Genomic DNA, 26,139 nt, shown 5'->3' with positions numbered 1-26,139 from the left:
CTCAGCCTTGCCTAAGTGGAGGTTGTTTGGGGAGTGTTGCCGTCCATGCAATGGGCCTGTGGCGCACATTCGCCACCGCGCGGTATGCGCCACAGGACCTGAACCGCCATATACCGGGCGGGCGTAACCTCAGCCAATGAACCAAGAGCTCAGGGTGGCGGCCTACGCCGTGTGCGTCCGGGACGAGCAGGTCCTGCTGGCCCGCTGGGTCGCACCCGACGGTGCGAAACGCTGGACGCTGCCGGGCGGGGGCATGGACCACGGCGAGGACCCGTACGACACGGTGGTGCGGGAGGCCGAGGAGGAGACCGGGTACACGGTCGAACCGGTGCGGCTCCTCGGCGTCGACTCCGTCAGGCGCCGATATCCGCGCCGGCTGGGCAAGTTCGCCGACTTCCAGGGCCTGCGGATCGTGTACGAGGGCCGGGTCACCGGCGGCGAACTCCGCCACGAGAGGAACGGCTCCACGGACCTCGCGGCGTGGCATCCGCTGAAGGGGGTGGCGGCGCTGGACCGCGTGGAGTTGGTCGACGCGGGCATCGAACTGTGGCGCACGAAGCCGGCGGTGGGGCGGGTCGGGGTGCGGGGCGGTGGTTGAGGGGGCGTAGGGGGGCGGTGGGGGTGCGCCGGTGCCGGTGCAGGTGCGGTGGGCTTGCGGGTGCCGGTGCGGGTGCGGTGCGTGCCGGTGCCGGTGCCGGTGCGGTGCGGGTGCGGGTGCCTGCGGCGCTATCCCCTCCCCGTCCCTTCCCGCTGCGACATTTTGCGGCTGCCGCCGCGTGGTGGGGGCAAGCCCCCAGACCCCCGGTGTGCTGAATCTTCAGCCCCTGGGGGTCCCCCCTGGACGCAGTCCTTGGGGGAGATTGAGGAGCGGGGTCTGGGGCGCAGCCCCTCCGCGGCGGCAGCCGCAAATGTCACAGCCGGGAAGAGTGGGGTCTCCCCTGCTCGAACGAAGTTGAGAGCTTGGGGAAGGGTAGGGGAACAGCCCCGCAGGGCACGCCCGCCACTCCCCCTTCCCCGAAAGGTGAACGGGGAGTGAGCGCAGCCGTGCCGCCCGGGGAGGGGCGGATGGCGTTTCGCGCGCACTCCGCAAAGCGGGTGATCCCTGTCCGGTGATCGGCGCTGCGCGTTGCGAAGCCGTTAACGCGCAGGCCATCCCCGATGCCAACCATCCAGGTGGGCGGCGGATTTCACCCCCGCCCGGCCGATGCGTTCGCACCCCGGGGAGACCGCACCATGTCACGCCTACGCTCCGCAGCCGAAGCCGCCCTAGACCGCCGTTCGTTCCTCGCCGCCACCGGGGCGGTCGGCGTCTCGGCCGGCCTGGGCCTCACCTTCCGCCAGGAGCACGGCGCAGCAGCCGCCCCCGCCGAGCCTCCCGCCGTGGCCGCCGCGCCGGCAGCCGCACCCACCGCCTCGCCCACCCCCGCCCGCCTCCCCGCACCCGTCACCCCCACCTGGACCGGCACCTCGCTGCGTACGGTCGCGACCCCCCGCACCTCCGGGTCCGGCTACCGCCGCCTCGGCCCGGGTCCCGGCTGGCAGCGCGTCGTACGTTCCGAACTCGCCGCCGCCCGCTCCGGCCGCGCCGACCGCCGCACCGCGCTCGCCTCCTTCGTACAGCTGACGGACCTCCACCTCACCGACGTACAGCACCCTGTCCGTACGGAGTACCTGCGGGCACAGGCCGCCGGGGCGTGGCGCCCGCAGGAGGCCCTCACGGTGCACGGCGCCGTGGCCCTCGTCGAGCGCGTCAATGCCCTGCGCGGCGGCCCGGTCACCGGGGCCCGCCTCGGCTTCGCCATGACGACCGGTGACAACACCGACAACAACTCCAAGGCCGAACTCGACTGGTTCCTGCGCACGATGAGCGGCGGCCGCATCACCCCCAACACCGGCGACCCGACGCGTTACGAAGGCGTCCAGGACTCCGGCCTGCCCCTGTACTGGCACCCGGACGACGCGCTGCGCGACGCGGACAAGAAGCGCGGCTTCCCCCGCGTCGAGGGCTACCTGGCCGCCGCGATCCGCCCCGTGAACAGCCCCGGTCTGCGCATCCCCTGGTACTCGACCGTCGGCAACCACGACGACCTGCCCAGCGGCTGTTTCGCGAACGCCGACGCCACCGGATTCCTCGCCGACTTCGCGGTGGGCAGCCGCAAACTGCTCTCCCTCCCGACGGCAGACGCCGCCGCACTGGAATCCGTACTGAAGAAGGGCGACGACCCCCGCGGCAGCTACTTCAAGGACCTCCTGCGCCGCGAAACCCGCCGCATGCGCCCGATCACGCCCGACCCGGCCCGCGCACCCTTCACCCCGCGCGAGTACGTACAGGCACACCTCAACCCGGCGTACGCGGGGGCACCCGGCGCACCCGGCCACGGCTACACCCAGGAGAACGCCGACTCCGAAACCCTCTACTACTCGTTCCGCATCGCCGACGGCGTGCTGGGCATCAGCCTCGACACGACCGACCGGGGCGGCCACTTCGCGGGCTCGATCGGCACAACCCAACTGGCATGGCTGAAGCGCACCTTGCTCGCCCACGAGGACGACCACGTCATCGTCTTCAGCCACCACAACAGCTGGACCTTCGACGACGGCGGCGGTGACAAGCTGGTCGCGCTCTTCAAGCAGAACCGCAACGTGATCGCCTGGATCAATGGGCACAGCCACCGCAACGAGATCCTCCCGCACGGCACGTTCTGGGAGATCTCCACAGCCTCGCACATCGAGTTCCCCCAGCTCGCCCGCATCATCGAGCTGGTCGACAACCACGACGGCACGCTGTCCCTCTTCACGACGCTCATCGAGTCGGCCGCCCCGCACCGCACGGACTTCACCGACCTGTCCCAGACGGGCCTGGCGGCGCTGTACCGCGAACTGTCGTTCAACGCGCCGGGCGCCCGGCAGACCCTGGCAGGCCCGACGAACGCCCGGAACACCGAGTTGGTCCTCAAGAAGCGCTAACGGGGCAGAACCACCACATAGGCGGACGGCTCACGGTCTGCCGACGCCATCAGTGCCGTACGCACGACGGTCGCCTGCTGCTCCATCGACTCCCGCAGCTTCTTCGGCGTGATGTGTACGACGGTGATGCCGAGCCGCTCCAGGTGCTCGCGCTTACGGGCGTACTCGGACCATTCCCCAAGCTCTCGGCTTCGCTCGAGCAGGGGAGACCCCATTGCGTCCTCGTCCTGGCGGGGCGCCCGAGTGTCCAGTTCCACGGCAACGGCCTGCTCGGGCCAGTAGATGTCCACGCCGCCGAGGTGCGGTCCGCCGGGCAGCCGCAGATCGACGTTCCACAGCGGGTCGGGCAGTCCGTGCTCGCGCACCATGGCATAGAGCCGGTCCTCGGCGATGGCCCGCCCCTCGGCGAGCAGCGAGTCCACGGCGTCGACGACGTGCGGCCGCGACAGCAGCCGGGCGAGCGTCAACTCCCTCACTACAGCCGCAGGTTCGCAGTGCGACCCGCGCACGGCCTCGGTGAGCAGCCGCCGTACGGCATCCGCGTCGCTGAGCTGCGCGACGGCGTCCGCGAGGGCGCGGGCGACCGGGGCGACGGGCACGCCGCTGACCTGGTGGGTCGTGGGCATGGCGTGCGCACGCACGAGCCGCGCGCACCCGGTGGACCGGAGGCGGCGCGTGCGGGGCACGAGGACGTCGATGCGGTCGAGGGAGAGGAGCGGGGGAGCGGAGGAGAACCGGTACAGGGCGAGGGCGGCCAGCCCGGTGACCATGACGTCGCCGTACGACGTCACCTCGCCCTCGGTCCTGGCCTGCGCCGGCACAAGGCCGGCGGCGGTCGGCCGCCCCGCGTACAGCAGGGCGGCGTGCAGCCGCTCTTCGCTGGTGGGCGGCCCGGGGTGGAGCACGAAAACACCGGGGAGGATCTGCTGCCAGGGCCCGCCGGCGCGGCACTGCGCGGCGGTCTTGGCGGCGGTGACGCCATGCGCACGCAACTGCGCTGCGGACAGCACGCGCCGCTGCGCGTCGGTGAGGTGGCTGAGGGGGCGGGGGGAGACGGGGGTGTCGTGGTTCATGTCCCGGGCGTTCCCGCCCGGGCCCCGCTCCCTAACCGCTGTTACACGCTCGTCGACAATTCAGGACAACACCGCACTAAAGTACGGACGTTCGACTGCCGAAAGGCAACCCGCCAAACAACCGAACGCCACGCCGGGGCTCGCCCCCGGGGGGCCAGGGACGAAGCCCCCGATTCCGCCCCCGGGAGGCGCTCCGTCACGAGTCCGCAGCGGTGCCGGTGCTCAAGCGGCGCCCAGGGATCAGGCCGCCGCCGCTGCCCTGTCGCACTCCTGCCCGCGCAGCGACCGCGCCAGGTCGTCCCGTGCCTCCAGCACCAGCCGCCGCAGCGCCGGCGCCGCGTCCTTGTGGGCGGTGAGCCATGCGTCCGTCGCGTCCAGCGTGCCCTGGTTGTCCTGGAGTCCCGGGAACAGCCCGGACACCACGTCCATCCCGATCTGGATCGACCGCTCGTCCCAGATCCGCTCGATCGCGTCGAAGTACTTCGACGCGTACGGCGCGATCAACTCCCGCTGCCCCGCCTGTACAAAGCCGTCGATCGTGGCCACAACCAGCGCATTCGACAGCGAGTCCGACTCGACGACCGCCGCCCATGCCTGCGCCTTGACCGCCGCCGAAGGGCGCGACGCAAGGCACCGCACCTGGTGCCGCTTGCCCGACGCCGTGTCGTCGCGCGCCAGCTCCGCGTCGATCGCCGCTTCGTCCGCCACGCCGTGGGAAGCGAGCGGACCCAGGAACGCCCAGCGCAGCTCCTGGTCGACGTCAAGGCCGTCGATCTTCGCGCTGCCGTCCAGCAGCCCCTGGAGCAGCTGGAAGTCGGCCGGCTCGGTGGCCGTCGCGGCAAAGAACCGCGCCCACGTGAGCTGGTTCTCACTGCCGGGCTCGGCGAGCCGCAGCTCCCGCAGCGCACCCTCCGCGAGCGCCCGCCCGCCCTCCTTGCGCCACTCGGGAGCGGCGTAGTGCGTAAGGGCCGACCGCGTCCACGCGTGCAGCATCTGGAGCACCCCGATGTCGCTCTCGCGCCCGGCGAACCGCAGGACCAGATCCACGAAGTCCCGCGCCGGCATCAGCGCGTCCCGCGTCATGTTCCACAGCGCCGACCAGCACAGTGCCCGCGCTAGCGGATCCGTCAGCTCGCCGAGGTGTGCACGCAGTGTGGCGAGCGACTCGGCATCGAAGCGGATCTTGCAGTACGTCAGGTCGTCGTCGTTGACGAGCACCAGCTCCGGCTTCTCGCTGCCCGCGAGCTCCGCCACGACCGTACGCGGCCCGGCGACATCCACCTCCGCCCGCGCATACCGCACCAGCGCCCCGCCCGCGCTCTCGCGCCGGTACAACCCCACCGCCACCCGGTGCGGCCGCAGCTCGGGGTGGCTGGGCGCCGCCTCCTGGAGCACCGCCAGTTCGGTGATCCGACCGGCAGCGTCATAAGTAATCTGCGGCGTAAGGGAGTTGACCCCTGCCGTCTGGAGCCACGCCCGCGACCAGGCGGCCAGATCGCGTCCCGAGGTCTCCTCCAGCACCGTCAGCAGATCCTGGAGCCGGGTGTTCCCGTACGCGTGCCGTTTGAAGTACCGACGGGCGCCCTCCATGAAGGCGTCCTTCCCGGCGTACGCGACGAGCTGCTTCAGTACGGACGCACCCTTGGCGTACGTAATCCCGTCGAAGTTGAGCTTCGCGTCTTCGAGGTCGTGGATGTCGGCCGTGATCGGATGCGTGGAAGGCAGCTGGTCGGCCCGGTACGCCCACGCCTTGCGGTTGTTGGCGAAGGTGATCCACCCGTTGGTGAAGCGCGTCGCCTCGACCATCGAATACGACCCCATGAAGTCCGCGAACGACTCCTTCAGCCACAGGTCGTCCCACCACTCCATGGTGACGAGGTCGCCGAACCACATGTGCGCCATCTCGTGCAGGATGACGTTCGCCCGGCGCTCGTACGACGCCTGCGTCACCTTGCCCCGGAAGATGAATTCCTCGCGGAAGGTCACGCAGCCCGGATTTTCCATGGCGCCGATGTTGTACTCGGGTACGAAGGCCTGGTCGTACTTCCCGAAGGGGTACGGATAATCGAAGTTGTCGTGGAAGAAGTCGAGCCCCTGCTTCGTGACCGTGAAGATGTCCTCGGCGTCGAAGTGCCGGGCGAGCCCCTTGCGGCACATGGCACCGAGCGGAATCTCAAGCTCCGTGCCGTCACCGGACGTCCGCCGGTACACATCGGTCTCGTAGTGATACGGTCCGGCGACGAAAGCGGTGATATAGGTCGAAATGGGCCTGGTCTCGGCGAACCGCCACACCCCGTCCACCAGCTCGCCCACGCCGTTGCTCCACGCCGTCCAGCCCTCCGGTGTGGTGACCTCGAACCGGAACGGCGCCTTCAGGTCCGGCTGTTCGAAGTTCGCGAAGACGCGGCGCGCGTCGGCCGGCTCGTACTGCGTATACAGATAGACCTCGCCGTCCTCCGGATCGACGAAGCGGTGCATGCCCTCGCCCGTCCGGCTGTACGCACACTGCGCGTCCACGACGAGCACATTCGAACCGGCGGTCAGTCCGGCCAACGTGACCCGGGAGCCGTCGAAGGCGTCGGCCGGATCCAGCGCCTCGCCGTTCAGTGTGACGGTCGTCACTGAATCCGCCAGCAGGTCAACGAAGGTGGCCGCGCCTGCCCGCGCGCACTGGAAGCGGATCGTCGTCACCGAACGGAAAGTGCGCGCCCCCTCCCCGGCTTCCCCGACGGCCGATCGCAGGTCGAGGGCTACTTCGTACCCTTCGACGGACAGCAGCTCGGCCCGCTCGCGGGCCTCGTCGCGGGACAGATTCTCACCGGGCACGGGCACTCCTTCGTGTCTCGTCCGAACGTTCCGATCCTCCCATGCGGCACTGACACCCGGCATCGCGGGAATGCGCCGATCAAGCAGCGGCGTTGCCACGGACAAGTTGCGCACGCTTTTCGATGAGGAGAGACATGCCCGAGAACGCCCGGACCACGTCGCAGACCACCACGGCCGATTTCTGGTTCGACCCGCTCTGCCCTTGGGCCTGGATGACTTCGCGCTGGATGCTGGAGGTCGAGAAGGTCCGTGACATCGAGGTCCGCTGGCACGTCATGAGCCTGGCCGTACTGAACGAGGACAAGCTCGACGAGCTGCCCGAGCAGTACCGCGAACTGCTCGGCCCCAAGGGCTGGCGCCCGGTACGCGTGGTGACCGCGGCCCAGCAGCTGCACGGGGACGAGGTCGTCGGCAAGCTCTACACCGCGCTCGGCACCCGGTTCCACAACAAGGGCGAGGGCTCGACCCTTGAGGCGATAGCCGGCGCGCTGGCCGACGCGGACCTCCCCGCCGACCTGATCGAGTACGCCGACAAGGAGACGTACGACGCGGAGGTGCGCGCCTCGCACAAGGTGGGCATAGACAAGGTCGGCCAGGAGGTGGGCACTCCGGTCATATCGGTCCCCGGCGCGAACGGCGACGAGGTCGCCTTCTTCGGCCCGGTAGTCACCCCGGCCCCCAAGGGCGACGAGGCGGCCCGCCTCTGGGACGGCACGCTGCTGGTGGCGTCGACCCCGGGCTTCTACGAGATCAAGCGAACGCGCGCCGAGGGCCCGATCTTCGACTGACGCAGTAGCGGCGCCGGGTCGGGAGACGAAAGGGGGGCCGGTCAGGCCTCGCCGGACGACCGCCCGACCCGGCCCCGGCTCCGGTCCGCCGAAGCAGAGTTGGCCGCCCGCGCCGGCGAATGCGGCGGTCGGCATGGCGGGCGAGTTCCAGCCGTGCGGGTCGTGGGTGCTCTTCGAGCGGTTTTCGCGGGGGCCGTGCCTAGGGGTGCGGCGGGACGCGGAGCGGTGGGGTGAAGGGGCGTTTGTCCCAGCCCGTGCGCAGGTTCCGGCAGCCCTCTCTCACGCACATGATGTACGCGTCGACGTTCCTCACGTGGATCTGGCCCTTGAGCCAGGTCTTCTCCGAGTTGCTCAATTGCCGGTGCTGCTCCGTGGAGTCGCAGGTCTCGCAGTAGTACGGCTTGTTGTTCGCCATGCTGCCCTCTCGCGTCAGGAGCTCGCGAGCATATGCCCGCCCGGGCGGGCAACGGCAGAACGAAACGCGCAGACACAGACAGTCGGCCCCCGCGAGTCACGTCCTCGCGGGGGCCTCCCGTTTCAACCACCCGCCCCGGTGAAAGTTGAGAAGACGATCACGAGGCAGGGCGTGTGCGGTCCCGTAGTGCTACGGGACGAGCAGCAGGTTGTTCGCGCGCTCCTTCGCCGAGGCGTAACGCTTCGCGACGTCCTGCCAGTTGACGACCTTCCACATCGCCTCGATGAAGTCCACCTTCTGGTTCTTGTACTGAAGGTAGAAGGCGTGCTCCCAGGCGTCGAAGACCAGGATCGGGACGGACCCCTGGCCCACGTTCCCCTGGTGGTCGTAGATCTGCTCGACGATGAGGCGGCCGCTGACCGGCTCGTACGCGAGAACACCCCAGCCGGAGCCCTGGGTGGTCGCGGAGGCCTTGGTCAGCTGGGCCTTGAACTTGGCGAAGGACCCGAACGACTCGGCGATCGCGTCCGCGAGCTCGCCCACGCCGTCCTCCGCCAACGGCTCGCCGCCGCCGTCGCCGGTCATGTTGTGCCAGTAGATGGAGTGCAGGATGTGGCCGGAGAGATGAAAAGCGAGGTTCTTCTCCAAGCCGTTGATGGCGCCCCAGGACTCCTTGTCGCGCGCCTCTTCGAGCTGCTCAAGGGTGTCGTTCGCGCCCTTCACGTAGGCCGCGTGGTGCTTGTCGTGGTGCAGCTCGATGATCTGCGGGTTGATGACGGGTTCGAGGGCCGCGTAGTCGTAAGGAAGTTCAGGAAGTGTGTAAATGGCCATGATCCGAGCCCTCCGACTGCTTATTGCGACAGATGTGCAAGTGCAGGCTAGCAGCAAGAGGGTTCGGAGTTGATCAGGCGTTGGTCCTAGGACCCTGCTCCGGGACCTACACCGCGGCCGCGTCCCTGGCGATCACCGCGAGGTCCGGGAAGTCCGTCACGACCGCGTCCACCCCGAGCCCGTAATGCAGGGCGTACTCCGCGAAAGCGTCACCGAAGTCGTTGGACGCGGTGCCGCGCCGGAACTGGGCGGGCAGGAACTGGTTCTCGCAGCGGAAGGTGTACGCCCCGACCTTCAGCCCCGCGGCGTGCGCGTCCGCGAGCAGCGGCGAAGGGGCGACGACGGAGGACTTGTCCGGGCCGATCCAGTCGGCGTACTCCGCGATCTGGCGCAGACCGGCCGGCGTCATCATTTCCTTGTACGTCGCCGGGTGGCCGTACGGCCCGCCGGTGGTGCCGAGCGCCTGCCAGAGGGGGAGGCGCAGGCGGGCCTCCGCGATCCGGGTCAGGCTCGACGGCTCGAAGGACTGGACGATGCACTCGCGGGCGTCGAGGTGGTTGCGGCGGATGACGCGGACGAGTTCCGGTTCGAGGGGAAGGCCGATCGAGCGGAAGTAGCTGGGGTGCTTCGTCTCGGGGAACACGGCGATCGTGCGCCCGTACCGCTTCGACAACTTCCTTGCCAGGTCGACGACTTCCTGGAACGTCATGATGTCGAGCCGGCCGTCGAAGGCTGTGTTCCTGTTTCTCACGAGCGGCAGGCGCTCCACGGCGCGCAGCGTCTTGAGCTCGGCGAGCGTGAAGTCCTCCGTGAACCAGCCGGTGACGGAGCGGCCGTCCACGGTCTTCGTCGTGCGACGGGCGGCGAATTCGGGGTGCTGGGCGACGTCCGTGGTCCCGGATATCTCGTTCTCGTGCCGTACGACGAGGACGTGGTCCTTGGTCGGTACGAGATCGGGCTCGATCCAGTCGGCGCCGGTCTGGACGGCGTGGGTGTACGAGGCGGCCGTGTGCTCGGGACGCCAGCCGGCTGCGCCGCGGTGGCCGATGATGACGGGGCGGTCGCGTTGCGGCTCGGCTGCGGCGGTGCCTGTGGCGGGCAGTGCGGTGATGGCGGACGCGGCGGTTGCGGCGCCGGCGGCGAGGAGTACGGAGCGGCGTCTTGGCTGTGCGGGCATGCGTGTCTCCCTGGTAGGGGGTGAATAGGGGCGTGCGGCGCCCTCACCGTGCGGCGGGGGTGGGACGGGCGGTTTGATTTCCCCCACCCGCCCCTTCCCGAAACTGGGGGCAAGCCCCCAGCCCCCCGGACGCCCTTCGGGTGAGGAGCGGGGTCTGGGGCGGAGCCCCTCACGCGGCGGTAGCCGCAAAATGTCACAGCGGGAAGGGGCGGGGTGGGGAAAGCCACTGTGGTCACCCATGCGCCCGCGCGCGCGTCCTCGCATGCGCCAGCTCCGCCAAGTGCTTCGCGTAGCCCACCCCGTAGAGCTCCGCCCGGCCCGCATCCGGCTCCACCACCGTCGTCGGCTGCGTCCACGCCGCCACGTCCAGCGGCACCCCGTACCGCTCCGCCGCCGCCAGCACCGCGCCCCGCGCGCCCACCTCGCCCTCGACCACGCGCAGCGGGCGGCCCAGTACGTCGGCGAACAGGCGCATCCATGCCGGGGAGCGCGTACCGCCGCCGCACACCGCCAGGTCGCCCATGAGGCCCGCCGCCTCCAGGCAGTGGCGGGCGGCGTATGCGATGCCCTCGCACGTGGCGCGGACCAGGTCGCCCTTCGTGGTCTCCAGCGAAACCCCCGTCAGCTCCGCCCGCAGGCGCGGTTCCACGAACGGGGCGCGTTCGCCCGAGGGTGCGAAGTAGGGGAGGACCTCAACCCCGTTCGACCGCGGCGGCGTCGCGTCCAGCAGCGCGTCGACGTCCGCGTGCCGTACGCCCGTTGTGTTCAGCACCCAGTCGAGCGCCGCCGTGCCGACCATCGCCGGCATGGCGCGCAGCCACTGGCCGGGGCCGTCGGTCGAGATGTAGAGGCCGGCCGGTTCGCCCTCCAGGTCGAGTACATCCGTCGCGACGAGCGAGGCCAGGCAGGTGCCGATGATGAGCAGGCCGTCGCCGGGCCGCGTCACCCCCGCCCCGAGCGCGCACGCGGGCAGGTCGTACGGCCCGTCCGCGATCCGGGTGCCGGGCGGCAGGCCGGGGCCGTCCGTCTCGCCCACCGCGACCGGGTCGCTGACCGGGGCCAGCAGGCCCCGCCGGTGGCCGAGGCCCAGCAGAGCCAGGGTCTCGTCGTCGTACGTCCGCGTCCGCGGGTCCAGGAACGGCATGGACGCGTCCGACACATCCGTGGCCCGCACCCCCGTAAGGCGCCGGAAGACCATGTCCTTGCAGTATAGGGCGGTGGCGGCCGCGTCCAGCGCCTTCGGCTCGTGCCGGTCCAGCCACCCCAGCACGGGCCCCGGGCACCCCGGGAACATCGCACTTCCCGTACGCCGGAACACCTGCGTAAAGACGCCCGACTCCATCCACTGGCTGAGGAGTTCGTGCGCCCGGCCGTCCATCCACGAGATCGCGGGCCGCACCGGACGGCCCTCCTCGTCCACCAGCCACACACCGTCGCCCTGCCCCGTGAGCCCGGCCAGCTCGACAGGGCCGTCGAGCCCCGCCGTCAGCGCCGCCAGGACGTCCACGACCGCCGCGTACACCTCGTCCATGTCCTGCTCGACGAAACCGTCGCGGATGTCGAGCGCGACCGGCCGCGCCTGGACCGCGATCTGCCGCCCGCGCGCGTCGAACGCCGCCGCCTTCACCATGGACGTGCCCACATCGATACCGACGTACATCCCGGTCCGGCCTCCTCAGGTCAGGCAGTGCGCGAGTGGGGTTCCTGCGGCGTACCTGGCCACCTCGGCCGCCGCGATACGCGCCGCCTTCTCGGCGACCTGACGGCTCGCGCCGCCCAGGTGCGGCGTCATGACGACACCGGGCAAGCCCCGCAGCCGCGCCCCGGCGGGCAGCGGCTCCTGCTCGTACGTGTCCAGAGCGGCCGCCGCCAACTGCCCGCTGTCCAGCGCGTCGCACAGCGCATCCGTGTCGACCAGACCGCCCCGCGCGACGTTCACCAGTACGGACGAACGCGGCATCAGAGCGAGCTCCCGGGCGCCGATCAAACCCCGCGTCTCCTCCGTCAGACGCGCATGCAGCGTCACCACCCGCGACCGCGACAGCAGCTCGTCGAGCGAGGCGACCCGAAGGCCGTGCACGTCCCCGCGCACATACGGGTCGTACACCTCCACCTCCGCACCGAACGCGCACAGCACCCGCGCGACCCGGCTGCCCACCGCGCCGTAACCGATCAGGCCGACGCGAGTGTCTTCGAGCTCGGGACCGCACCGCTCGTACGTGTAGTACGAGCCGTCCCAGAGGCCCTGCCGGGCGAGCGAGTCGTGGGTCTCCGGGATGCGGCGCATCGCGGCCAGCATCATCCCGACCGTGAACTCGGCCGTCGCGGCGGCGTTCCGTCCCGGCGCGAAGCACACCTTCACGCCCCGCTTGCGGGCCGCCTCGACGTTGACGTTGACCGGGCCGCCGCGGCAGACGACGACGAGCCGCAGGTCGGGAGCGGCGTCGAGCACCCGCTCCGTGAACGGCGCCATCTGGGTCACGCACACCTCGACGCCCTGCAGCGCCTTGATCAGCTCGTCCTCCGAGTTGCTGGCCTCGTCGACCTCGGCGACCTTGCCGAAAGGTTCCAGCGGCCAGGGGAGAGTGAGCTCGGTCAGTTCGACAGGCGTGCCGGTCATGGCGGAGGCCAGGGCCTCGCCGATCAGTGGGTTGAGGACGAAGTGGTCACCGGCGGCCAGGACTTTCATCGCAGGGCATCTCCTGTCTCGGCGTCGAAGACGTGCGTGAGCTGCGGGTCCGCGGTCACCCGCACGGTTTCGTCCCGGTCGAGGCGTACCTCGGGACCGGTCTGTACGACCAGGGGCTCGGCCACTCCGTCGAGGGCGAGCGTGGCGATCCCCGCTTCGAGCAAGGGCTCGTGCGCGCTGACCCGGGCCGGCACGCCGGGCGCCCCGTCCTCCGCCAGGCGCAGGTCCTCGGGCCTTATGCCGAGAACCACATCGCGCCCCGTCTCCAGCAGTACCCCCGTCGGAACTGCCAGCCGTACGTCGTCCGAGAGCCGCACCCGCCCGTCGTCCTCGACGATGCCCGGCAGCAGGTTGATCGCGGGCTCCCCGACGAAGTCGGCGACGAAGAGGTTCGCCGGGCTGTCGTAGATCTCGTACGGCGTACCGAGCTGCTGGATCACGCCGTCCTTCATCACCGCGATCCGGTCGGCGAGCGACAGCGCCTCCTCCTGGTCGTGCGTGACCAGGATGGTGGTGTGCCCCAGGTCCTTCTGAATGCGCTTGAGTTCGCGCCGCGTCGTGTCGCGCTGCGCCGCGTCCAGGTGGGACAGGGGCTCGTCGAGCAGTAGTACGTCGGGCTCGCGGATCAGCGCGCGGGCCAGCGCCACCCGCTGCTTCTGGCCGCTCGAAAGCCCGCCCGGCCTGGCGTCGAGGATGTCGGTCAGGCCGATCCGCTCGGCCATGTCCCGTACGCGCGAGGCCACTTCCTTGCGCGGTCTGCGGCGCGCGGCGAGCCCGAAGCCCAGATTGTCGGCGACCGCCAGCGGCGGGTAGAGGGCGTAATTCTCGAAGGCGACCCCGATGTTGCGCTGCTGGGCCGGGACCGTCACCACCGAGGCGCCGCCGACGAGGATGTCCCCGCCGGTCACCGGCTCCAGGCCCGCGATCATGCGCAGGGTGGTGGACTTGCCGCAGCCGGACGGGCCGAGCAGGCCGAGCAGCTCACCGGAGTGCAGCTCCAGGTCGATGCCGCGTACGGCCTGGACCTGCGGCCTGCCCCGGGAGGCATAGGTCTTGCGCAGCTCACGCAGCGCCAATTCGGTCATTGCCGGGCCCTCCCGTCGCCGTCGCGCACACCTCGTACGGGACTTTGTGTTCGTCGAGGTCGCGCAGCAGCTCCGCCGACGCCCCGTCGTCGACCAGCACCAGGTCGAAGCGGGACAGCGGGGCGAGGCGGTGGAGTGCGACGCGGCCGAGCTTGGAGTGGTCGAGCAGCAGCACGTTCTTCGCGGCGGAGTCGAGCATGGCCCGCTTGACGGAGACGATGTGCTGCTCCTGGTGGTAGGCGAAGCCGCCGGAGACCGCGGACGTCGACGTGAAGCAGATGTCGACCTGGAGGAGCTGTACGGCCTCCATGCAGGAGACGCCCAGGAAGGAGGAGTGAAGAGGGTCGTAGTCGCCGCCGAGCGCCATCAGGTGGATCCCGCGCTCACTCGACAGCAGAGTCAGCGCTTCGAGGAAGTTCGTGACCACCGTCAGCGGAGTGATCGGGCCGAGCCGGCGCGCTATCTCCAGGGTCGAGGTGGAGTCGTCGAGCATCACGGCCATACCGGGCTCTATGAGCTTCAGCGCGTGCTCGGCGACGGCGGCCTTCTCGGCGCGCATCGTCTTGAGGCGGTACGCGACGTTCGATTCGAAGACGCCGGACGGCTGGGCGGTGACCCCGCCCCTGAACTTCCGGACCAGGCCCTGCCGTTCGAGTTCGTCGAGGTCCCGGTGGATGGTCATCAGGCTGACGTCGAAGCGCTCGGCCAGCTCGGCGGCGGTCGCCGAGCCCGCCGCGAGCACCTGTTCGGCGATGGCTGCCTGGCGGGGTGCGGGGCCGCGCTGCTGGTCGCTGTTCATTCGGTGATCCTTCGTCCTGGTCGGTCCGGCCCGTCGGCCTCGAACAGCAGCAGGCTCTCAGGCCGTACGGACAGCCTCACCGGCGCATCCGGCCGCAGCCCGGCTGCATCAGCGCGCGGCACGACCAGGGACAGGTGCTGCTCGCCGAGGCGGACGGTGACCTCGGTGGCGCGGCCCAGGACTTCGGTGATGTAGACGGTGCCCGCCAGTTCGATGCTGCCGGGCCCGAGACCGGATCCGCCGAGCGCCAGGTCGCGCGGCCTGACCCCGATCTGTACGGGCGTGCCGGGTGCGGCGGACCGTACCGTCAGAGGCACCTCGAAGAAGCCGTCCTCCGACAGGAAGGAGCCGCTGCCGGTGACCTTGCCCGGCAGCAGGTTGATGCGGGGTTTGCCGAAGGAGCGGGCGACGAAGGTGTCGTACGGCTGGTGCCAGATCTCCTCGCGCACGCCCGTCTGGACGATCCTGCCCTCCCTGATCACCCCGATCCGGTCGCCGAGCGCCAGCGCCTCCACCGAGTCGTGCGTGACGTAGAGGGTGGTGGTGCGCCGGACGGCGCCGATGGCCTTCAGCTCGGCGCGCATCGCCTGCCGGAGCTTGGCGTCGAGGTGGGACAGCGGCTCGTCGAGGAGGAAGGCGCGGGCCGGGCGCACCAGGACCCGGCCGAGGGCGACGCGCTGGCGCTGCCCGTTGGAGAGCTGGCCGACGGGGCGGTCGAGGAGGGCGTCGATGCCGAGGAGTTCGGCGATGGAACCGATCCGCTTGCGCGCCTCGGCCGCGGGGAGCTTGTACCTGGGGGAGCGCAGCGGGGAGGCGAGGTTGTCGTACGCGCTGCGGTGCGGGTAGAGGGCGTACGACTCGAAGCACATGGCGACGCCCCGGTCGTACGGCTCGACGCCCGTCATGTCCGTGCCGTCGAGCCGCACCGTCCCGGACTGGGGCTCCTCCAGGCCCGCGACGGTCTTCAGCGTCGTGGTCTTCCCGGCACCCGACGGGCCGAGCAGGCAGAAGAACTCGCCCTCCTCGACGTCGAGTTCCAGGCCGTCGAGCGCCGTGTTCCTGCCGTACGTCTTGTGGATCCCGCGCAGCGAGATGGCTGCTGTCATCAGGACTTCACCGCCCCGAAGGAGAGCCCGCGCACCAGATAGCGCTGGATGGTGAGGGCGAGGAGGAGCGGCGGGATCACGGAGACCAGCGCCGCGGCAGCTGTCAGGTTGTACTTGGGGCGGTCGCCGCCGAGGAAGGACAGGGCGCCGACGGTGACCGTCTGCGCCTCGGAGGAGGTGAGGATCAGGGGGAAGACGAAGTTGTTCCAGGCGAAGATGAAGGCGAGCAGCGAGACCGCGGCGATGCCCGGCTTGACCAGGGGCAGCGCGACCTTGAAGAAGGCCTGCTTCCTTGTGTAGCCGTCGAGCAGCGCTGCCTGTTCCAGCTCCGGGGAGAGGTCGGAGAAGTACGAGCGCATGATCCAGACGATCAACGGCAGCGTGACGAGCTGGAGCACCCAGATCATGCCGACGTACGTGTCGAAGAGTCCGAGCTTCTGGTAGAGCACGAACAGCGGGATGATCACGGTGAGTTCGGGCGCGAACCGGAAGGACAGCAGGGTGAACATGAGGTTCTCCGAGCCCCGGAACCGCCACCTGGCCGCCGCGTAGGCGGCAGGCAGCCCGATCGCCAGGGAGAGCGCGACGGCCCCCAGTGACACGACCAGGCTGTTGACGAAGAAGCGGAGGAAGGGCACACCTTCGTCGTTCCCAGCGCCGAGCACCGTCCTGTATGAGTCGAAGGTCGGCGTAAACGAAAAGTACGTACTGAAAAGCTCGTTGGCCGGTTTCAGCGACAGAATGATCATCCAGGCGATCGGGAAGAGCGCGAAGACGAAGTAGAGAATCAACGCACCGTCGGCGGCGATCGCCAGCATCCTGCGTTTCATTTCGGTACCTCCGCCGCCCGGTTCTGGATCTTGCCGAGATACCGGACCAGCACCATCGTCACCAGGTAGACCACCGCCCACAGCACGATCATGTAGCTGATCCCGAACGAGTACCGCTGGAAGCGGATCGCCTCCAGGTACGCCCGGATCTGGAGCACCACGGTCGAGTCACCGGGCCCGCCCTCCGTCAGCGCGTAGATGATGTCGAAGACCTTCAGCGAGTCCATGAACCGGAAGATCACCGCCACCAGGACGTACGGCCACAGCATCGGCAGCGTCAGCCTCCGGAACGTGAACCACCACCCGGCCCCGTCCACCGCCGCCGCCTCGAACGGCGACACGGGCAGCGACCGCAGTCCGGCCAGCGCCAGGATCGCCACGAACGGCGTATAGACCCACACATCCACCGCGATCGACGAGAGCAGCGCACCGGCCGGGGTGTCCGTCCACTGCACGCCCCCGAGCCCGAAGGGCTTCAGCAGGTAGTTGATGACGCCGACACTCGGCTGGAGCATCAGCTTCCACATGATCGCGGCGATCACGGGCGCGATCATCAGCGGCAGGATGAGGATCTTCTCCAGTACGCGCCCGACCAGGGTCGAGCGGTGCAGCAGCAGCGCCACCCCGACCCCGAGCACCGTCTCGACGGCCGCCGCGCCCACCGCGTACAGCACCGTCACCCACGCCGAGTTCCAGAACGACGTCTCGGTGAAGATGCGCCGGTAGTTCTCCAGGCCGACCATGTCGGGCTGCGGCTTGCTCGCCGCGAAGTCGAAGAACGTGTAGAAGAGGCCGAGCCCGAAGGGATACAGGATCCCGCCGGTGAGCAGCAGCGCCGGCACGATCAGCAGATACGGCCGCAGCGAACGCCGCCAGCGCGGTACGGCCCGCGCCGGCGGCCCACCCCCCTCGTGTGAGGCCGCCCCGTGGTCGGTCTCCTTGAGGGACGTATACATGAAGCGTCACCCAACCTTCGGCGCCAGGTCGTTGGCCAGCCCGTTCAGCACGGACTTGGCGCTCTTGCCGCCGTAGATCTCCTGGAGCGACGCCGCCCAGCTGGTGGTCGCGTCGAAGAACTGTTCCTGCGGCGTGAACTGGATCTTCGTCTGGTCGACGACCGTCTCGAAGGTCTCGATGAAGCCCTCCAGATCCTTCATCTTGTCCTTGTACGCCGCGTCCTGACTGACCGACTTGCGCACCGGGTCGATGTGGTTGCCCTCGATCGCCGCCTTGCGCAGATGCTCCTTGCCGGTCGCCCACTGGAGGAACAGCCAGGCCGCGTGTTTGTTCTTGCTCTTGGCGTTCATGCCGAGCGACCAGATCCACATGTTCGTGGCGAGCGACCCGTCCGGCCCCTTCGGCCCCGGGTGGAAGGCGATCTTCCCGGAGGCGGGCGACGCGCCCTTCACCGCCTGGAAGTACGCGGCCGTATCGGCGTCGAAGAGCATCCCGGCCTTCTTCGCGCCGAGGTCGCTGGAGCACTGGTACCAGGTGTACGACGTCCAGGACGGGGGGCCGCCCTTCTTGATCATCTCGGCCCAGTCCTGCGTGAAGGCGATGGCCTCCGGGCTGTTCATGGCGGGTGTGATCTTGCCGCCGTCGACGGTGAAGTCCTTGAGCCCGTAGCGCGAGTACATGGTCATGAAGCCGGGGTGGATCGTCGCCCAGCTCCGCGACCCGCGCACCGCCACGCCGTACATCCCGTCGTAGCCCGCCCCCGGCGCCTTGCGTTTGATGGCACCGGAGATCTCACGGAGCTCGTCGAAGGTCTCGGCGGGCTTCAGCCCCAGCTTCTTGAAGACCTCGGTGTTGTACGCGACGACGTTCGTCTCCCAGCCCCACGGCAGCGCGTACTGCCCGCCCTGCCCGAGCGGGGCGCCCGCCTTGAGCGACCACTGGTCGGCCTGGAGGAGATTGGGGAAGAAGTCACCCTGGTCCCACTCGCCGCCCGTCGCGGAGGAGTTGCTCATCCACGGGCCGAGATCCTCCAGCCAGCCGGGCGGCCCGTACTGCCAGACCATGTACGCGCCGAGCATGAAGATGTCGTACGACGCGCGGCCGCTGGACAGGTCGACGGTCAGCTTGTCGAAGTAGTTGTCCTCGGGGAAGACGTCGTACTCGACCTTGATGCCGGTCTTCGCCGTGAAGGACTTCAGGTCGGCGATCAGCGCATCCGTGTACGGGTGCTTGTTCAGCAGCGCCTTGACCGTCTTGCCCTTGGCCTTCTTCCAGTCGAAGGAGCCGGTGACGTCGTTCGCCGCCGACCCGCCGCCCTTCGTGCTCTCGTCGCCGCCGAAGCCCGTACCGCAGGCGCTCAGCAGCGGAGTGGCGGAAGCGGCCGCCGTAAGGGCGAGGAACCGCCGCCGGTCGTGTACGCGCATGTCCATCCCGACCTCCGTAACAGGATCAGCCGACTGGTTAACAGAGCTTGGAACAGGGGAACTTGCGCGTCAATCCCTCGCGCAACGGAATATCTCGGTGCACAGTGAGAACTTCACAGATGAAGACGATATGCGCGGGAGGATCGTGTGCGGTCCGACGACACGGCATGGATGGGCATCGACCTGGGTACGCAGAGCGTCCGGGCGATGGTCGCCACCACCCACGGACACATCCTGGGCAGCGGCTCCGCCCCGCTGACCGGCCGGCGCAGCGGCGTGCGCCACGAGCAGGAACCGTCCGACTGGTGGGCGGCCGTCTGCACCGCCGCCCGCGCCGCCCTCACCGGCGTACAGGCACGCAGACTCCATGCCCTCGCAGTCTGCTCCACTTCCGGCACCGTGCTGCTCACCGACACGTACGGCCATCCGCTGACCCCCGGTCTGATGTACGACGACGGGCGTGCCGCACCCGAGGCCGACGAGGCCGGTGTGCCGCCGAGCTGGGGCCTGGCGAAGGCGCTCTGGCTGACCCGGCGGCGCAACGGAACCGGTCCGCCCGTGCGCCTCGCCCACCAGGCCGACACGGTGACCGCCCGGCTCACCGGCGGCCCGGTCGCCACCGACTCCAGCCACGCCCTCAAGACGGGCTACGACCTGGAACGCGACACCTGGCCCGCCGAGGCGATGGAAATGCTCGGCCTGACCCCGGACCTGTTCCCCGAGGTCGTACGCCCCGGAACGTCCCTCGGCAAGGTCGCCGACGCCGCCTCCCGCGAGACCGGCATCCCCGCGGGCACCCTCGTCGTCGCCGGAATGACCGACGGCTGCGCGGCCCAGATCGCCTCCGGCGCCCTGCGTATCGGCTCCTGGAACTCGGTACTCGGCACCACCCTCGTCCTCAAGGGCGTTGCCGCCGACCCGGTCCACGACAGCTCCGGCATCGTCTACAACCACCGCTCCCCGGACGGCAACTGGCTCCCCGGCGGCGCCTCCAGCGTCGGCGCCGGCGCCCTCACCGCCGCCTTCCCCGGCGCCGACCCGGCCCGCCTCGACCGCCTCGCCGCCCACCACGAGCCGTCCGTCGCGCTCGCCTACCCGCTGGCCTCGCAGGGCGAACGCTTCCCGTTCCGCGCCCCGGACGCCACCGCGTTCGTACTTGACGGCGGTACGTCGGAAGGCGACCGGTGGGCGGCACTGCTCCAGGGCGTCGGTTACGCCGAACGGCTGTGTCTGGACTACCTCCACCATCTGGGAGCGCCCGTCGAAGGCCCGCTGACCTTCACCGGAGGCGCGGCGCGCAGCGCGTACTGGAACCGGCTGCGCGCCGACATCCTGGGCCGCCCGGCCCGTATCCCCGAACAGACCGAACCGGCGCTCGGCATGGCGGTCCTGGCCGCGCACGGGGCGGGGGGCGCGGGCGACCTGGCCGGGGCGGCGGAGGCCATGGTGCGCATCCGCGAGGTGCTCCAGCCACGCCCGGAGCGCACGGCGGCCTTCGCGGAGCCGTACGCCCGTATCGTCGGGGAACTGGAGCGGCGCGGCTGGCTGCCGGAGCCCGTCGCGGCGCACGCCCTGGCCCGCCTGGAGACGTCTTCGTGAGTACGAGTCCGAGCCCTGCCCCGAGTACGACGCTGCTGCTTGCCCGTCACGGCCAGACCGTCTGGCACGCCGAGAACCGCTACGCCGGGACCAGCGACGTAGCCCTGACCGAGATCGGCCGCAGGCAGGCCGAGGCGTTGGGGGAGTGGGTGGCCAGGCATCCCGTCGACGCGGTGTGGACGTCCACGGTGCCGCGGGCCATCGAGACCGCCGAACCGGCATGCCGGGCGCTCGGGCTCGCAGCGCACCGCGAGCACGAGCTGCGCGAGTGCCACTACGGCGTGATGGAGGGCCGTACGCTCGGCGAATTCGCCGCCGAGAAGCCCGAGTTGGCCGAAGCCTTCCGCGCCGATCCGGTCGCGAACCCCTTCCCGGACGCGGAGGACCCCCGGGCCGTGGCGGCCAGGGGGTCCGATGCGCTTCGCCGTATCGCCCGGGAGCACGAGGGGGAGCGGGTGCTGGTGGTTGCCCACAACACCCTGCTGCGGCTCGTGCTCTGCGAGCTGCTCGGCATTCCGCTGAGGGACTACCGGAGGGTCTTCCCGCAGTTGCGCAACGCGGCGGTGAGCGAGGTGCGCATCAGCGGGAAGGACACCGCGCTGATCTCGCTCAATCTTCCGTGTTCGTGACGGCCTTGGCGGACCGGGACCGCTGGAGTGCGAAACCGGCGATCGCGAGGGCGACGGTCAGACCGCCCGTCCAGTACAGCTGCAGACGGGTGCCCTCCTCACGGGCCATCAGGACGAAGATGGCGGCCATGCCGACGAGCGCGACCCAGGTCAGGACCGGGTAGGCCCACATCTTCACGACCAGCGTCTCGGGCGCCTCGCGCTCGGTGCGGCGGCGCAGCAGCAGCTGGGAGACGGCGATGAAGATCCAGACGACCAGGATCACCGCGCCGATCATGTTGAGCAGCCACTGGAAGATGTCGTTCGGCCGCCAGTAGCTGAGCAGTACGCAGCCGAAGCCGAAGACGGAGGACACCAGTACGGCGATGCGCGGGACGCCGCCGAAGACCTGGCCCAGCGCCTTCGGGCCCTGGCCGCGGGCGACCAGCGAGCAGGCCATGCGGGAGGCGCCGTAGACGTTGGCGTTCATCGCGGAGAGCAGCGCGACCAGCACGACCACGTTCATGATCTGGCCGGCGGCGGGGATGCCCAGGTGGTCGAGGGTGGCGACGTACGGGCCCTTGGTGACGACCGCCTTGTCGTTCCACGGGACGAGGGTGACGATGACCGCCATGGAGCCGATGTAGAAGATCGCGATGCGCCACATCGCCGTACGCACGGCCTTCGCGACGCCCTTGACCGGGCTCTCGGACTCGGCCGCGGCGATGGTGACCGTCTCCAGGCCGCCGTACGCGAAGACCGACGCGAGCAGACCGACGATCAGGCCCTCGGAGCCGTTCGGCAGGAAGCCGCCCGCGCCGGTGAGGTTGGCGGTGCCGGGGGCGGGGGCGTCGGAGCCGGGCAGGAGGCCCAGGATCGCGAGGGCGCCGATGCCCAGGAAGAGCGCGATCGCGCCGACCTTGAGGGCGGCGAACCAGAACTCGAACTCGCCGAAGTTCTTCACGGCGGCCAGGTTCGTACCGCAGAAGACCAGCATGAAGAGGGCGACCCAGGCCCACTCGGGTGTGTCCGGCATCCACGCGACCATGATCTTCGCGGCACCGATGCCTTCGAGGCCGACGGCCACACAGAGCAGGAACCAGAAGGACCAGCCGGCGGTGAAGCCCGCCCACGGGCCGATCGCCCGCTCGGCGTGAACGGAGAAGGAACCGGAGGCCGGGTTGGCCGCGGACATCTCGCCGAGCATGCGCATCACGAGCATGACGAGCAGCCCGGATATCGCATAAGAGACGACGATCGAAGGACCGGCGGCGGCAATGCCGGCACCCGACCCGACGAAGAGTCCCGCGCCGATGACACCGCCGAGGGCGATCATCGACAGATGGCGTTGCTTGAGTCCGTGAGTGAGCGGCGAGTCGACTTTGTTCTCGACTCTGTTCTCGCCGTTGTTCTCTACGGGCTCGACTGCGGCGGCGTCCTCGACGGGCGTCGGCGCGGAAGACCGAGACATGGGCATGCCCTGTTCAGTAGCTGAGACGGGGGAGCAGAGCCCACAGTCTGAAGAAATGCCCCGCTCACAGGGAACACCTGACCGCTATACGGACACTACGTTCACACATAGTGAGCGATCACGCACGCTTCGAACACCATTCCCTCACGACTGCCACCAGCAGCACCGCGCCGGTGGCCGCCGCCGACCACAGCAACTGAGGCCGCGCAGCATCATCGGTGAGCATCAGCAGCAGTACGCCGACGAGCCCGGCCAGCGTGACCCAGCTCAGCCAGGGGAAGCCCCACATCTTCAGCACCAGTAGCTCCGGCGACTCGCGCTCGATGCGCCGCCGCAGGCGCAACTGCGAGGCGACGATCAGGCCCCACACGAACAGCAGCACCGCGCCGACGGCGTTGAGCATGTAGAGGAAGACGCTGTCGGGCCACTTGAGATTGAGGAGTACGGAGACGAACCCGAAGGCCACGGAGGCGAGCACCGCACGGCGCGGTACGCCGCCGCCCTCGCCGCCCGACACCTTGAGCAGGCCCTTCGGCGCCTCGCCGCGCTCGGCCAGCGAGAAGACCATGCGCGAGGACCCGTACAGATTGGCGTTGAGCGCGGACAGCAGCGCCACGAACACCACGATGTTCATGATCTGCCCGGCGGACGGGATGCCGATGGCGTCCAGCACGGCGACGTACGGACTGAATCCCGCCTTCTGCGCGGTCCAGGGCAGCACGGTCACGATGACCAGCATCGACCCGATATAGAAGAAGAGGATGCGCCACACCGCGGCGCGCACCGCGCGGGCGACGTTGCGGGCCGGATCGTCGGTCTCGGCGGCGGCAATCGTGACGACCTCCAGGCCGCCGAAGGCGAAGACGACGGTGAGTACGCCGGAGACGACGCCTTCCCAGCCGTTGGGGAGGAAGCCGCCCTCGCCGGTGAGGTTGGTGAAACCGACCGGGGAGGTGTCGGGCAGCACCCCGAAGACGGCCAGCAGCCCCAGCCCGAGGAACAGCACAATCGCGCCGACCTTGAGGGCGGCGAACCAGAACTCGAATTCACCGAAGTTCTTCACGGCGGCGAGGTTGGCGCCGGTGAAGACCACCATGAAGATCAGCACCCAGGTCCACTGCGCGATATCGGGCACCCAGCCGTGCGCGATCTGCGCGGCGGCGGTCGCCTCCACGGCGAGCACCACGACGAGCAGGAACCAGTACAGCCAGCCGACGCTGAACCCGGCCCAGCGCCCGAGCGCACGTTCGGCGTGCACCGAGAAGGAACCGGACGCGGGCATGGCGGCGGACATCTCGCCGAGCATCCGCATCACCAGCATCGCGAGTGCGCCCGCGATCAGATACGAGATGACAATGCCGGGTCCTGCGACCGCGATACCGGCACCCGAGCCGACGAAAAGCCCGGCACCGATCACTCCGCCGAGGCCGAGCATGGTGAGGTGTCGCCGCTTCAGCCCATGGGCAAGGGGCTCGGCCGGATCGTCGTGCATGCTGCTCGCAACTCTAGGAACTTCAGCGGATCATTTATGCGGATCATTTGTGAGGGCCCCACAGTCTCGCCGAGCATGGCCCTTCTCCGCAAAATGGCCGCGCACTCCTGTGACCTCAGTGACGCGTATCACGCATTCCCAGGATTACTTCTGCCTCTTTGTGTGAACCCCACCAAACGGTCAACCGCCGCTTTGTCGGCGGCTGATGGTGATCGCGCGTTGACTCCTGAGCTAACGTCACGGTGTTCTTCCCTGCTTCCACCTCCAGTCCAGTCCAGTCCAGTCCAGTCGTTCCTTCCTCCACCGAACCTGCAACCTGCGGAGTCCCGATGAGCACTGCTGCCGCCCCCGTCCGTTCCGGAGCGGTCCTCGCCGACCTGCTGCCTTCCGCCTCCACCGCCACGCGTGCCTTCGCCCGCGACGCGGCCCTGGTGCTCGGCGGCGCGGCGCTCACCGGCATAGCGGCCCAGATCGCGGTACCCGTCCCCGGCTCCCCGGTTCCGGTCACCGGCCAGACCTTCGCGGCCCTGCTGGTCGGCACGGCCGTCGGCGCCCGCCGCGGCTTCCTCTCCCTCGCGCTGTACGCCGTGATCGGCATGGCCGGGATGCCGTGGTTCGCGGGCGGCACGTCGGGCGCGGGCGGTGCGTCCTTCGGCTACATCCTCGGCATGCTGCTGGCCGCCACGGTGGTCGGTGCGCTGGCCCGCCGCGGCGGCGACCGCTCGGTGCTTCGCACGGCCGGGACGATGGTGCTGGGCTCGGCGGTCATCTACGCCGTGGGCGTGCCGTACCTGGCGCTGTCGACCGGCATGTCGCTGAGCGCGGCGGTGGCGGCCGGCCTGGTCCCGTTCCTGATCGGCGACGCGCTGAAGGCGGCGCTGGCGATGGGGGCGCTGCCGGCGGCGTGGAAGCTGGTGGGCGACCGAGGCTGAGCCCGGCCGTAAGCACGACGAAAGGCCCGCACCTGCAAGGCAGGCGCGGGCCTTCGCGCGTTCTGCTTGGCCTCTTCTGCTTGGGCGTCTCTGCTCGGCGTCTTCTATCTGGTGTCTTCTACTTGGCGTCGGCTCGGCTGCGAGTCGACCACCACGCCCCGGCGCCGCCCGCGGCGAGCAGCAGTACCCCGGCCAGGCCGAGCGGCAGCGTGCCGTCGTACGGGCCGGTCGACGGCAGGTCCTCGGCGGGCTCGGACGACCGGCCGGCGGGACCGAACGGCGTGTTGTCGGTGCCGAGGAGGAGCGGGGTGTCGGGGGCATTCGGTGTCGGGTGGGACGCGCCGAAGGCGACGGGCCCCTGCTGCCACAGCAGCTTCTCGCTGGTTCCCTTCGTCACGGGCAGGCAGATCTTGCCGGTCTTCTGGAGGTCGAAGGTCGCGGTGACGGCGTACGAACGGTCCTTGCCCGCCGCGACGTTGTCGATGACGCAGGCGAAACCGCTGTTGGAACCCTTGGGCAGCCGGTTCCCGGGAATCGGTGAACAGCCCTCAACGGCGGTTATTCGCATACCGTCGAAGCCGACGACGGCCATGGTGATCGGACCGGTGTCCTTCGTCCCCCGGTTGAGCACCTTCGCGGACAGCTCGGTCTTCTCCGACGTGTTGTCGACCGTGATGCGTTCGGGCAGCTCGGTGGTGACCTTCACGTCGGCTTCGGCAGCGGCTGCCGGACCTGGCTTTCCCCCTTTGCTGCTGCCGGGCGCGGGTTCGTCCGCGGCCGAAGCGCTGAACGGCAGAAACAGAACGGCCGCCATGGCGGTCGCCGTCAATGATCCAGCGGTTTTGGTCTTCGATACGTGCATTTCCCATCCCCCTCGCCGTGCAGGGCGTTTCGCTACTTGAAGAGGTACCACAAGATTTCACGCAACTATGCTGTGATAGTGGGAAGTTCACGCTTCTGTCCTGGCCGCAGCGGGTGCTGAGGGGGAGGACGCCAATGCCGGGAATATCGAGGAAGTCCGGGTCACCGGGAAAGCCGGTGCAGCCGGGAATGCCGGGCGCCCCGGGGTT

Annotated in this window: 22 protein-coding genes; 6 read left to right on the top strand and 16 right to left on the bottom strand. The window is 69.6% G+C overall.

Annotation, left to right across the window (positions count from 1 at the left end; translation table 11 throughout):
* The first annotated feature begins 136 nt into the window (after nt 1–136).
* The gene (locus tag PXH83_RS08610; RefSeq protein ID WP_274558472.1) at nt 137–598 is read left to right on the top strand and encodes an NUDIX hydrolase; all 462 of its coding nucleotides are present in this window, start codon (nt 137–139) and stop codon (nt 596–598) included.
* A gap of 635 nt (nt 599–1,233) precedes the next feature.
* Nucleotides 1,234–2,967 carry a TIGR03767 family metallophosphoesterase gene (locus PXH83_RS08605; RefSeq protein WP_274558471.1) on the top strand — a complete coding sequence of 578 codons (1,734 nt, stop codon included), beginning with the start codon at nt 1,234–1,236 and terminating at the stop codon, nt 2,965–2,967.
* Here the strand turns inward: PXH83_RS08605 and PXH83_RS08600 are convergent.
* A complete protein-coding gene (locus PXH83_RS08600; RefSeq protein ID WP_274558469.1) occupies nt 2,964–4,040 on the bottom strand; it encodes a hypothetical protein in 1,077 nt (358 codons plus the stop codon). The two genes, PXH83_RS08605 and PXH83_RS08600, sit on opposite strands and share 4 nt — an antisense overlap.
* Nucleotides 4,041–4,280: 240 nt before the next feature.
* The gene (pepN, locus tag PXH83_RS08595) at nt 4,281–6,866 is read right to left on the bottom strand and encodes an aminopeptidase N (RefSeq protein ID WP_274558467.1); all 2,586 of its coding nucleotides are present in this window, start codon (nt 6,864–6,866) and stop codon (nt 4,281–4,283) included.
* Nucleotides 6,867–7,000: 134 nt separating this feature from the next.
* On the opposite strand from pepN, the gene PXH83_RS08590 reads away from it, so the two are divergent.
* Entirely contained in the window at nt 7,001–7,654 is a 654-nt protein-coding gene (locus PXH83_RS08590; RefSeq protein WP_274558466.1) for a DsbA family protein, read from the top strand.
* A 199-nt stretch (nt 7,655–7,853) separates the two neighbouring features.
* Here the strand turns inward: PXH83_RS08590 and PXH83_RS08585 are convergent, their stop codons facing one another.
* From PXH83_RS08585 to PXH83_RS08535, 11 genes are all read right to left on the bottom strand, one after another.
* Entirely contained in the window at nt 7,854–8,069 is a 216-nt protein-coding gene (locus PXH83_RS08585) for a hypothetical protein (RefSeq protein WP_274558464.1), read from the bottom strand.
* A 189-nt stretch (nt 8,070–8,258) separates the two neighbouring features.
* The gene (locus PXH83_RS08580; RefSeq protein ID WP_274558462.1) at nt 8,259–8,900 is read right to left on the bottom strand and encodes a superoxide dismutase; all 642 of its coding nucleotides are present in this window, start codon (nt 8,898–8,900) and stop codon (nt 8,259–8,261) included.
* 106 nt (nt 8,901–9,006) lie between these two features.
* A complete protein-coding gene (locus tag PXH83_RS08575) occupies nt 9,007–10,077 on the bottom strand; it encodes a glycerophosphodiester phosphodiesterase family protein (protein WP_274558459.1) in 1,071 nt (356 codons plus the stop codon).
* Nucleotides 10,078–10,309: 232 nt separating this feature from the next.
* The gene (locus PXH83_RS08570; RefSeq protein WP_274558457.1) at nt 10,310–11,737 is read right to left on the bottom strand and encodes an FGGY-family carbohydrate kinase; all 1,428 of its coding nucleotides are present in this window, start codon (nt 11,735–11,737) and stop codon (nt 10,310–10,312) included.
* 15 nt (nt 11,738–11,752) lie between these two features.
* Entirely contained in the window at nt 11,753–12,766 is a 1,014-nt protein-coding gene (locus PXH83_RS08565) for a 2-hydroxyacid dehydrogenase (RefSeq protein ID WP_274558455.1), read from the bottom strand.
* Nucleotides 12,763–13,851: an ABC transporter ATP-binding protein gene (locus tag PXH83_RS08560; protein WP_274558453.1), complete on the bottom strand. Its 1,089-nt coding sequence runs from the start codon at nt 13,849–13,851 to the stop codon at nt 12,763–12,765. The genes PXH83_RS08565 and PXH83_RS08560 overlap by 4 nt, the downstream gene beginning before the upstream one ends.
* Nucleotides 13,829–14,650: a DeoR/GlpR family DNA-binding transcription regulator gene (locus PXH83_RS08555; RefSeq protein ID WP_214918662.1), complete on the bottom strand. Its 822-nt coding sequence runs from the start codon at nt 14,648–14,650 to the stop codon at nt 13,829–13,831. The genes PXH83_RS08560 and PXH83_RS08555 overlap by 23 nt, the downstream gene beginning before the upstream one ends.
* A complete protein-coding gene (locus PXH83_RS08550; RefSeq protein ID WP_274558449.1) occupies nt 14,647–15,756 on the bottom strand; it encodes an ABC transporter ATP-binding protein in 1,110 nt (369 codons plus the stop codon). The genes PXH83_RS08555 and PXH83_RS08550 overlap by 4 nt, the downstream gene beginning before the upstream one ends.
* Nucleotides 15,756–16,586, bottom strand: a complete 831-nt coding sequence (locus PXH83_RS08545; RefSeq protein ID WP_274558447.1) for a carbohydrate ABC transporter permease — start codon at nt 16,584–16,586, stop codon at nt 15,756–15,758. The genes PXH83_RS08550 and PXH83_RS08545 overlap by 1 nt, the downstream gene beginning before the upstream one ends.
* Nucleotides 16,583–17,542, bottom strand: coding sequence for a carbohydrate ABC transporter permease (locus tag PXH83_RS08540; protein ID WP_274558445.1), 960 nt, complete (start codon nt 17,540–17,542; stop codon nt 16,583–16,585). Before PXH83_RS08540 ends, PXH83_RS08545 begins: the two co-directional genes overlap by 4 nt.
* A 6-nt stretch (nt 17,543–17,548) precedes the next feature.
* Nucleotides 17,549–18,973 carry an ABC transporter substrate-binding protein gene (locus PXH83_RS08535; protein WP_274558442.1) on the bottom strand — a complete coding sequence of 475 codons (1,425 nt, stop codon included), beginning with the start codon at nt 18,971–18,973 and terminating at the stop codon, nt 17,549–17,551.
* Between the two features lie 165 nt (nt 18,974–19,138).
* Between PXH83_RS08535 and PXH83_RS08530 the strand changes: the two genes are divergently transcribed.
* Together PXH83_RS08530 and PXH83_RS08525 are read left to right on the top strand one after the other, a co-directional pair.
* Entirely contained in the window at nt 19,139–20,566 is a 1,428-nt protein-coding gene (locus PXH83_RS08530; RefSeq protein WP_274562726.1) for an FGGY-family carbohydrate kinase, read from the top strand.
* Nucleotides 20,563–21,195: a histidine phosphatase family protein gene (locus PXH83_RS08525; RefSeq protein ID WP_274558440.1), complete on the top strand. Its 633-nt coding sequence runs from the start codon at nt 20,563–20,565 to the stop codon at nt 21,193–21,195. Before PXH83_RS08530 ends, PXH83_RS08525 begins: the two co-directional genes overlap by 4 nt.
* Here the strand turns inward: PXH83_RS08525 and PXH83_RS08520 are convergent.
* The gene (locus PXH83_RS08520; RefSeq protein ID WP_274558438.1) at nt 21,176–22,645 is read right to left on the bottom strand and encodes an amino acid permease; all 1,470 of its coding nucleotides are present in this window, start codon (nt 22,643–22,645) and stop codon (nt 21,176–21,178) included. The two genes, PXH83_RS08525 and PXH83_RS08520, sit on opposite strands and share 20 nt — an antisense overlap.
* A gap of 118 nt (nt 22,646–22,763) precedes the next feature.
* Nucleotides 22,764–24,137, bottom strand: coding sequence for an amino acid permease (locus PXH83_RS08515; RefSeq protein ID WP_274558436.1), 1,374 nt, complete (start codon nt 24,135–24,137; stop codon nt 22,764–22,766).
* 329 nt (nt 24,138–24,466) lie between these two features.
* On the opposite strand from PXH83_RS08515, the gene PXH83_RS08510 reads away from it, so the two are divergent.
* Nucleotides 24,467–25,069, top strand: a complete 603-nt coding sequence (locus tag PXH83_RS08510) for a biotin transporter BioY (protein ID WP_274558434.1) — start codon at nt 24,467–24,469, stop codon at nt 25,067–25,069.
* 118 nt (nt 25,070–25,187) lie between these two features.
* Here PXH83_RS08510 and PXH83_RS08505 read toward each other — a convergent pair whose 3' ends face one another.
* The gene (locus PXH83_RS08505) at nt 25,188–25,931 is read right to left on the bottom strand and encodes a hypothetical protein (protein ID WP_274558432.1); all 744 of its coding nucleotides are present in this window, start codon (nt 25,929–25,931) and stop codon (nt 25,188–25,190) included.
* Nucleotides 25,932–26,139 lie beyond the last annotated feature (208 nt).

The sequence above is a fragment of the Streptomyces spiramyceticus genome (assembly GCF_028807635.1).
In the GTDB taxonomy this organism is placed as follows: Bacteria; Actinomycetota; Actinomycetes; order Streptomycetales; family Streptomycetaceae; genus Streptomyces; species Streptomyces spiramyceticus.
Note: the sequence above shows the minus strand (reverse complement) of the source record. Positions and strands in the feature narration are given on the sequence as shown.

Bases quoted from the DNA above. Each gene is read 5' to 3' on its own strand.
- PXH83_RS08570 (WP_274558457.1), bottom strand. From the start codon at position 11,737: ATGTACGTCGGTATCGATGTGGGCACGTCCATGGTGAAGGCGGCGGCG.
- PXH83_RS08605 (WP_274558471.1), top strand. From the start codon at position 1,234: ATGTCACGCCTACGCTCCGCAGCCGAAGCCGCCCTAGACCGCCGTTCG.
- PXH83_RS08555 (WP_214918662.1), bottom strand. From the start codon at position 14,650: ATGAACAGCGACCAGCAGCGCGGCCCCGCACCCCGCCAGGCAGCCATC.
- PXH83_RS08565 (WP_274558455.1), bottom strand. From the start codon at position 12,766: ATGAAAGTCCTGGCCGCCGGTGACCACTTCGTCCTCAACCCACTGATC.
- PXH83_RS08545 (WP_274558447.1), bottom strand. From the start codon at position 16,586: ATGAAACGCAGGATGCTGGCGATCGCCGCCGACGGTGCGTTGATTCTC.
- PXH83_RS08515 (WP_274558436.1), bottom strand. From the start codon at position 24,137: ATGCACGACGATCCGGCCGAGCCCCTTGCCCATGGGCTGAAGCGGCGA.
- PXH83_RS08610 (WP_274558472.1), top strand. From the start codon at position 137: ATGAACCAAGAGCTCAGGGTGGCGGCCTACGCCGTGTGCGTCCGGGAC.
- PXH83_RS08530 (WP_274562726.1), top strand. From the start codon at position 19,139: ATGGGCATCGACCTGGGTACGCAGAGCGTCCGGGCGATGGTCGCCACC.
- PXH83_RS08540 (WP_274558445.1), bottom strand. From the start codon at position 17,542: ATGTATACGTCCCTCAAGGAGACCGACCACGGGGCGGCCTCACACGAG.
- PXH83_RS08580 (WP_274558462.1), bottom strand. From the start codon at position 8,900: ATGGCCATTTACACACTTCCTGAACTTCCTTACGACTACGCGGCCCTC.
- PXH83_RS08590 (WP_274558466.1), top strand. From the start codon at position 7,001: ATGCCCGAGAACGCCCGGACCACGTCGCAGACCACCACGGCCGATTTC.
- PXH83_RS08510 (WP_274558434.1), top strand. From the start codon at position 24,467: ATGAGCACTGCTGCCGCCCCCGTCCGTTCCGGAGCGGTCCTCGCCGAC.
- PXH83_RS08585 (WP_274558464.1), bottom strand. From the start codon at position 8,069: ATGGCGAACAACAAGCCGTACTACTGCGAGACCTGCGACTCCACGGAG.
- PXH83_RS08520 (WP_274558438.1), bottom strand. From the start codon at position 22,645: ATGTCTCGGTCTTCCGCGCCGACGCCCGTCGAGGACGCCGCCGCAGTC.
- PXH83_RS08550 (WP_274558449.1), bottom strand. From the start codon at position 15,756: ATGACAGCAGCCATCTCGCTGCGCGGGATCCACAAGACGTACGGCAGG.
- PXH83_RS08535 (WP_274558442.1), bottom strand. From the start codon at position 18,973: ATGGACATGCGCGTACACGACCGGCGGCGGTTCCTCGCCCTTACGGCG.
- PXH83_RS08575 (WP_274558459.1), bottom strand. From the start codon at position 10,077: ATGCCCGCACAGCCAAGACGCCGCTCCGTACTCCTCGCCGCCGGCGCC.
- PXH83_RS08560 (WP_274558453.1), bottom strand. From the start codon at position 13,851: ATGACCGAATTGGCGCTGCGTGAGCTGCGCAAGACCTATGCCTCCCGG.
- PXH83_RS08600 (WP_274558469.1), bottom strand. From the start codon at position 4,040: ATGAACCACGACACCCCCGTCTCCCCCCGCCCCCTCAGCCACCTCACC.
- PXH83_RS08505 (WP_274558432.1), bottom strand. From the start codon at position 25,931: ATGCACGTATCGAAGACCAAAACCGCTGGATCATTGACGGCGACCGCC.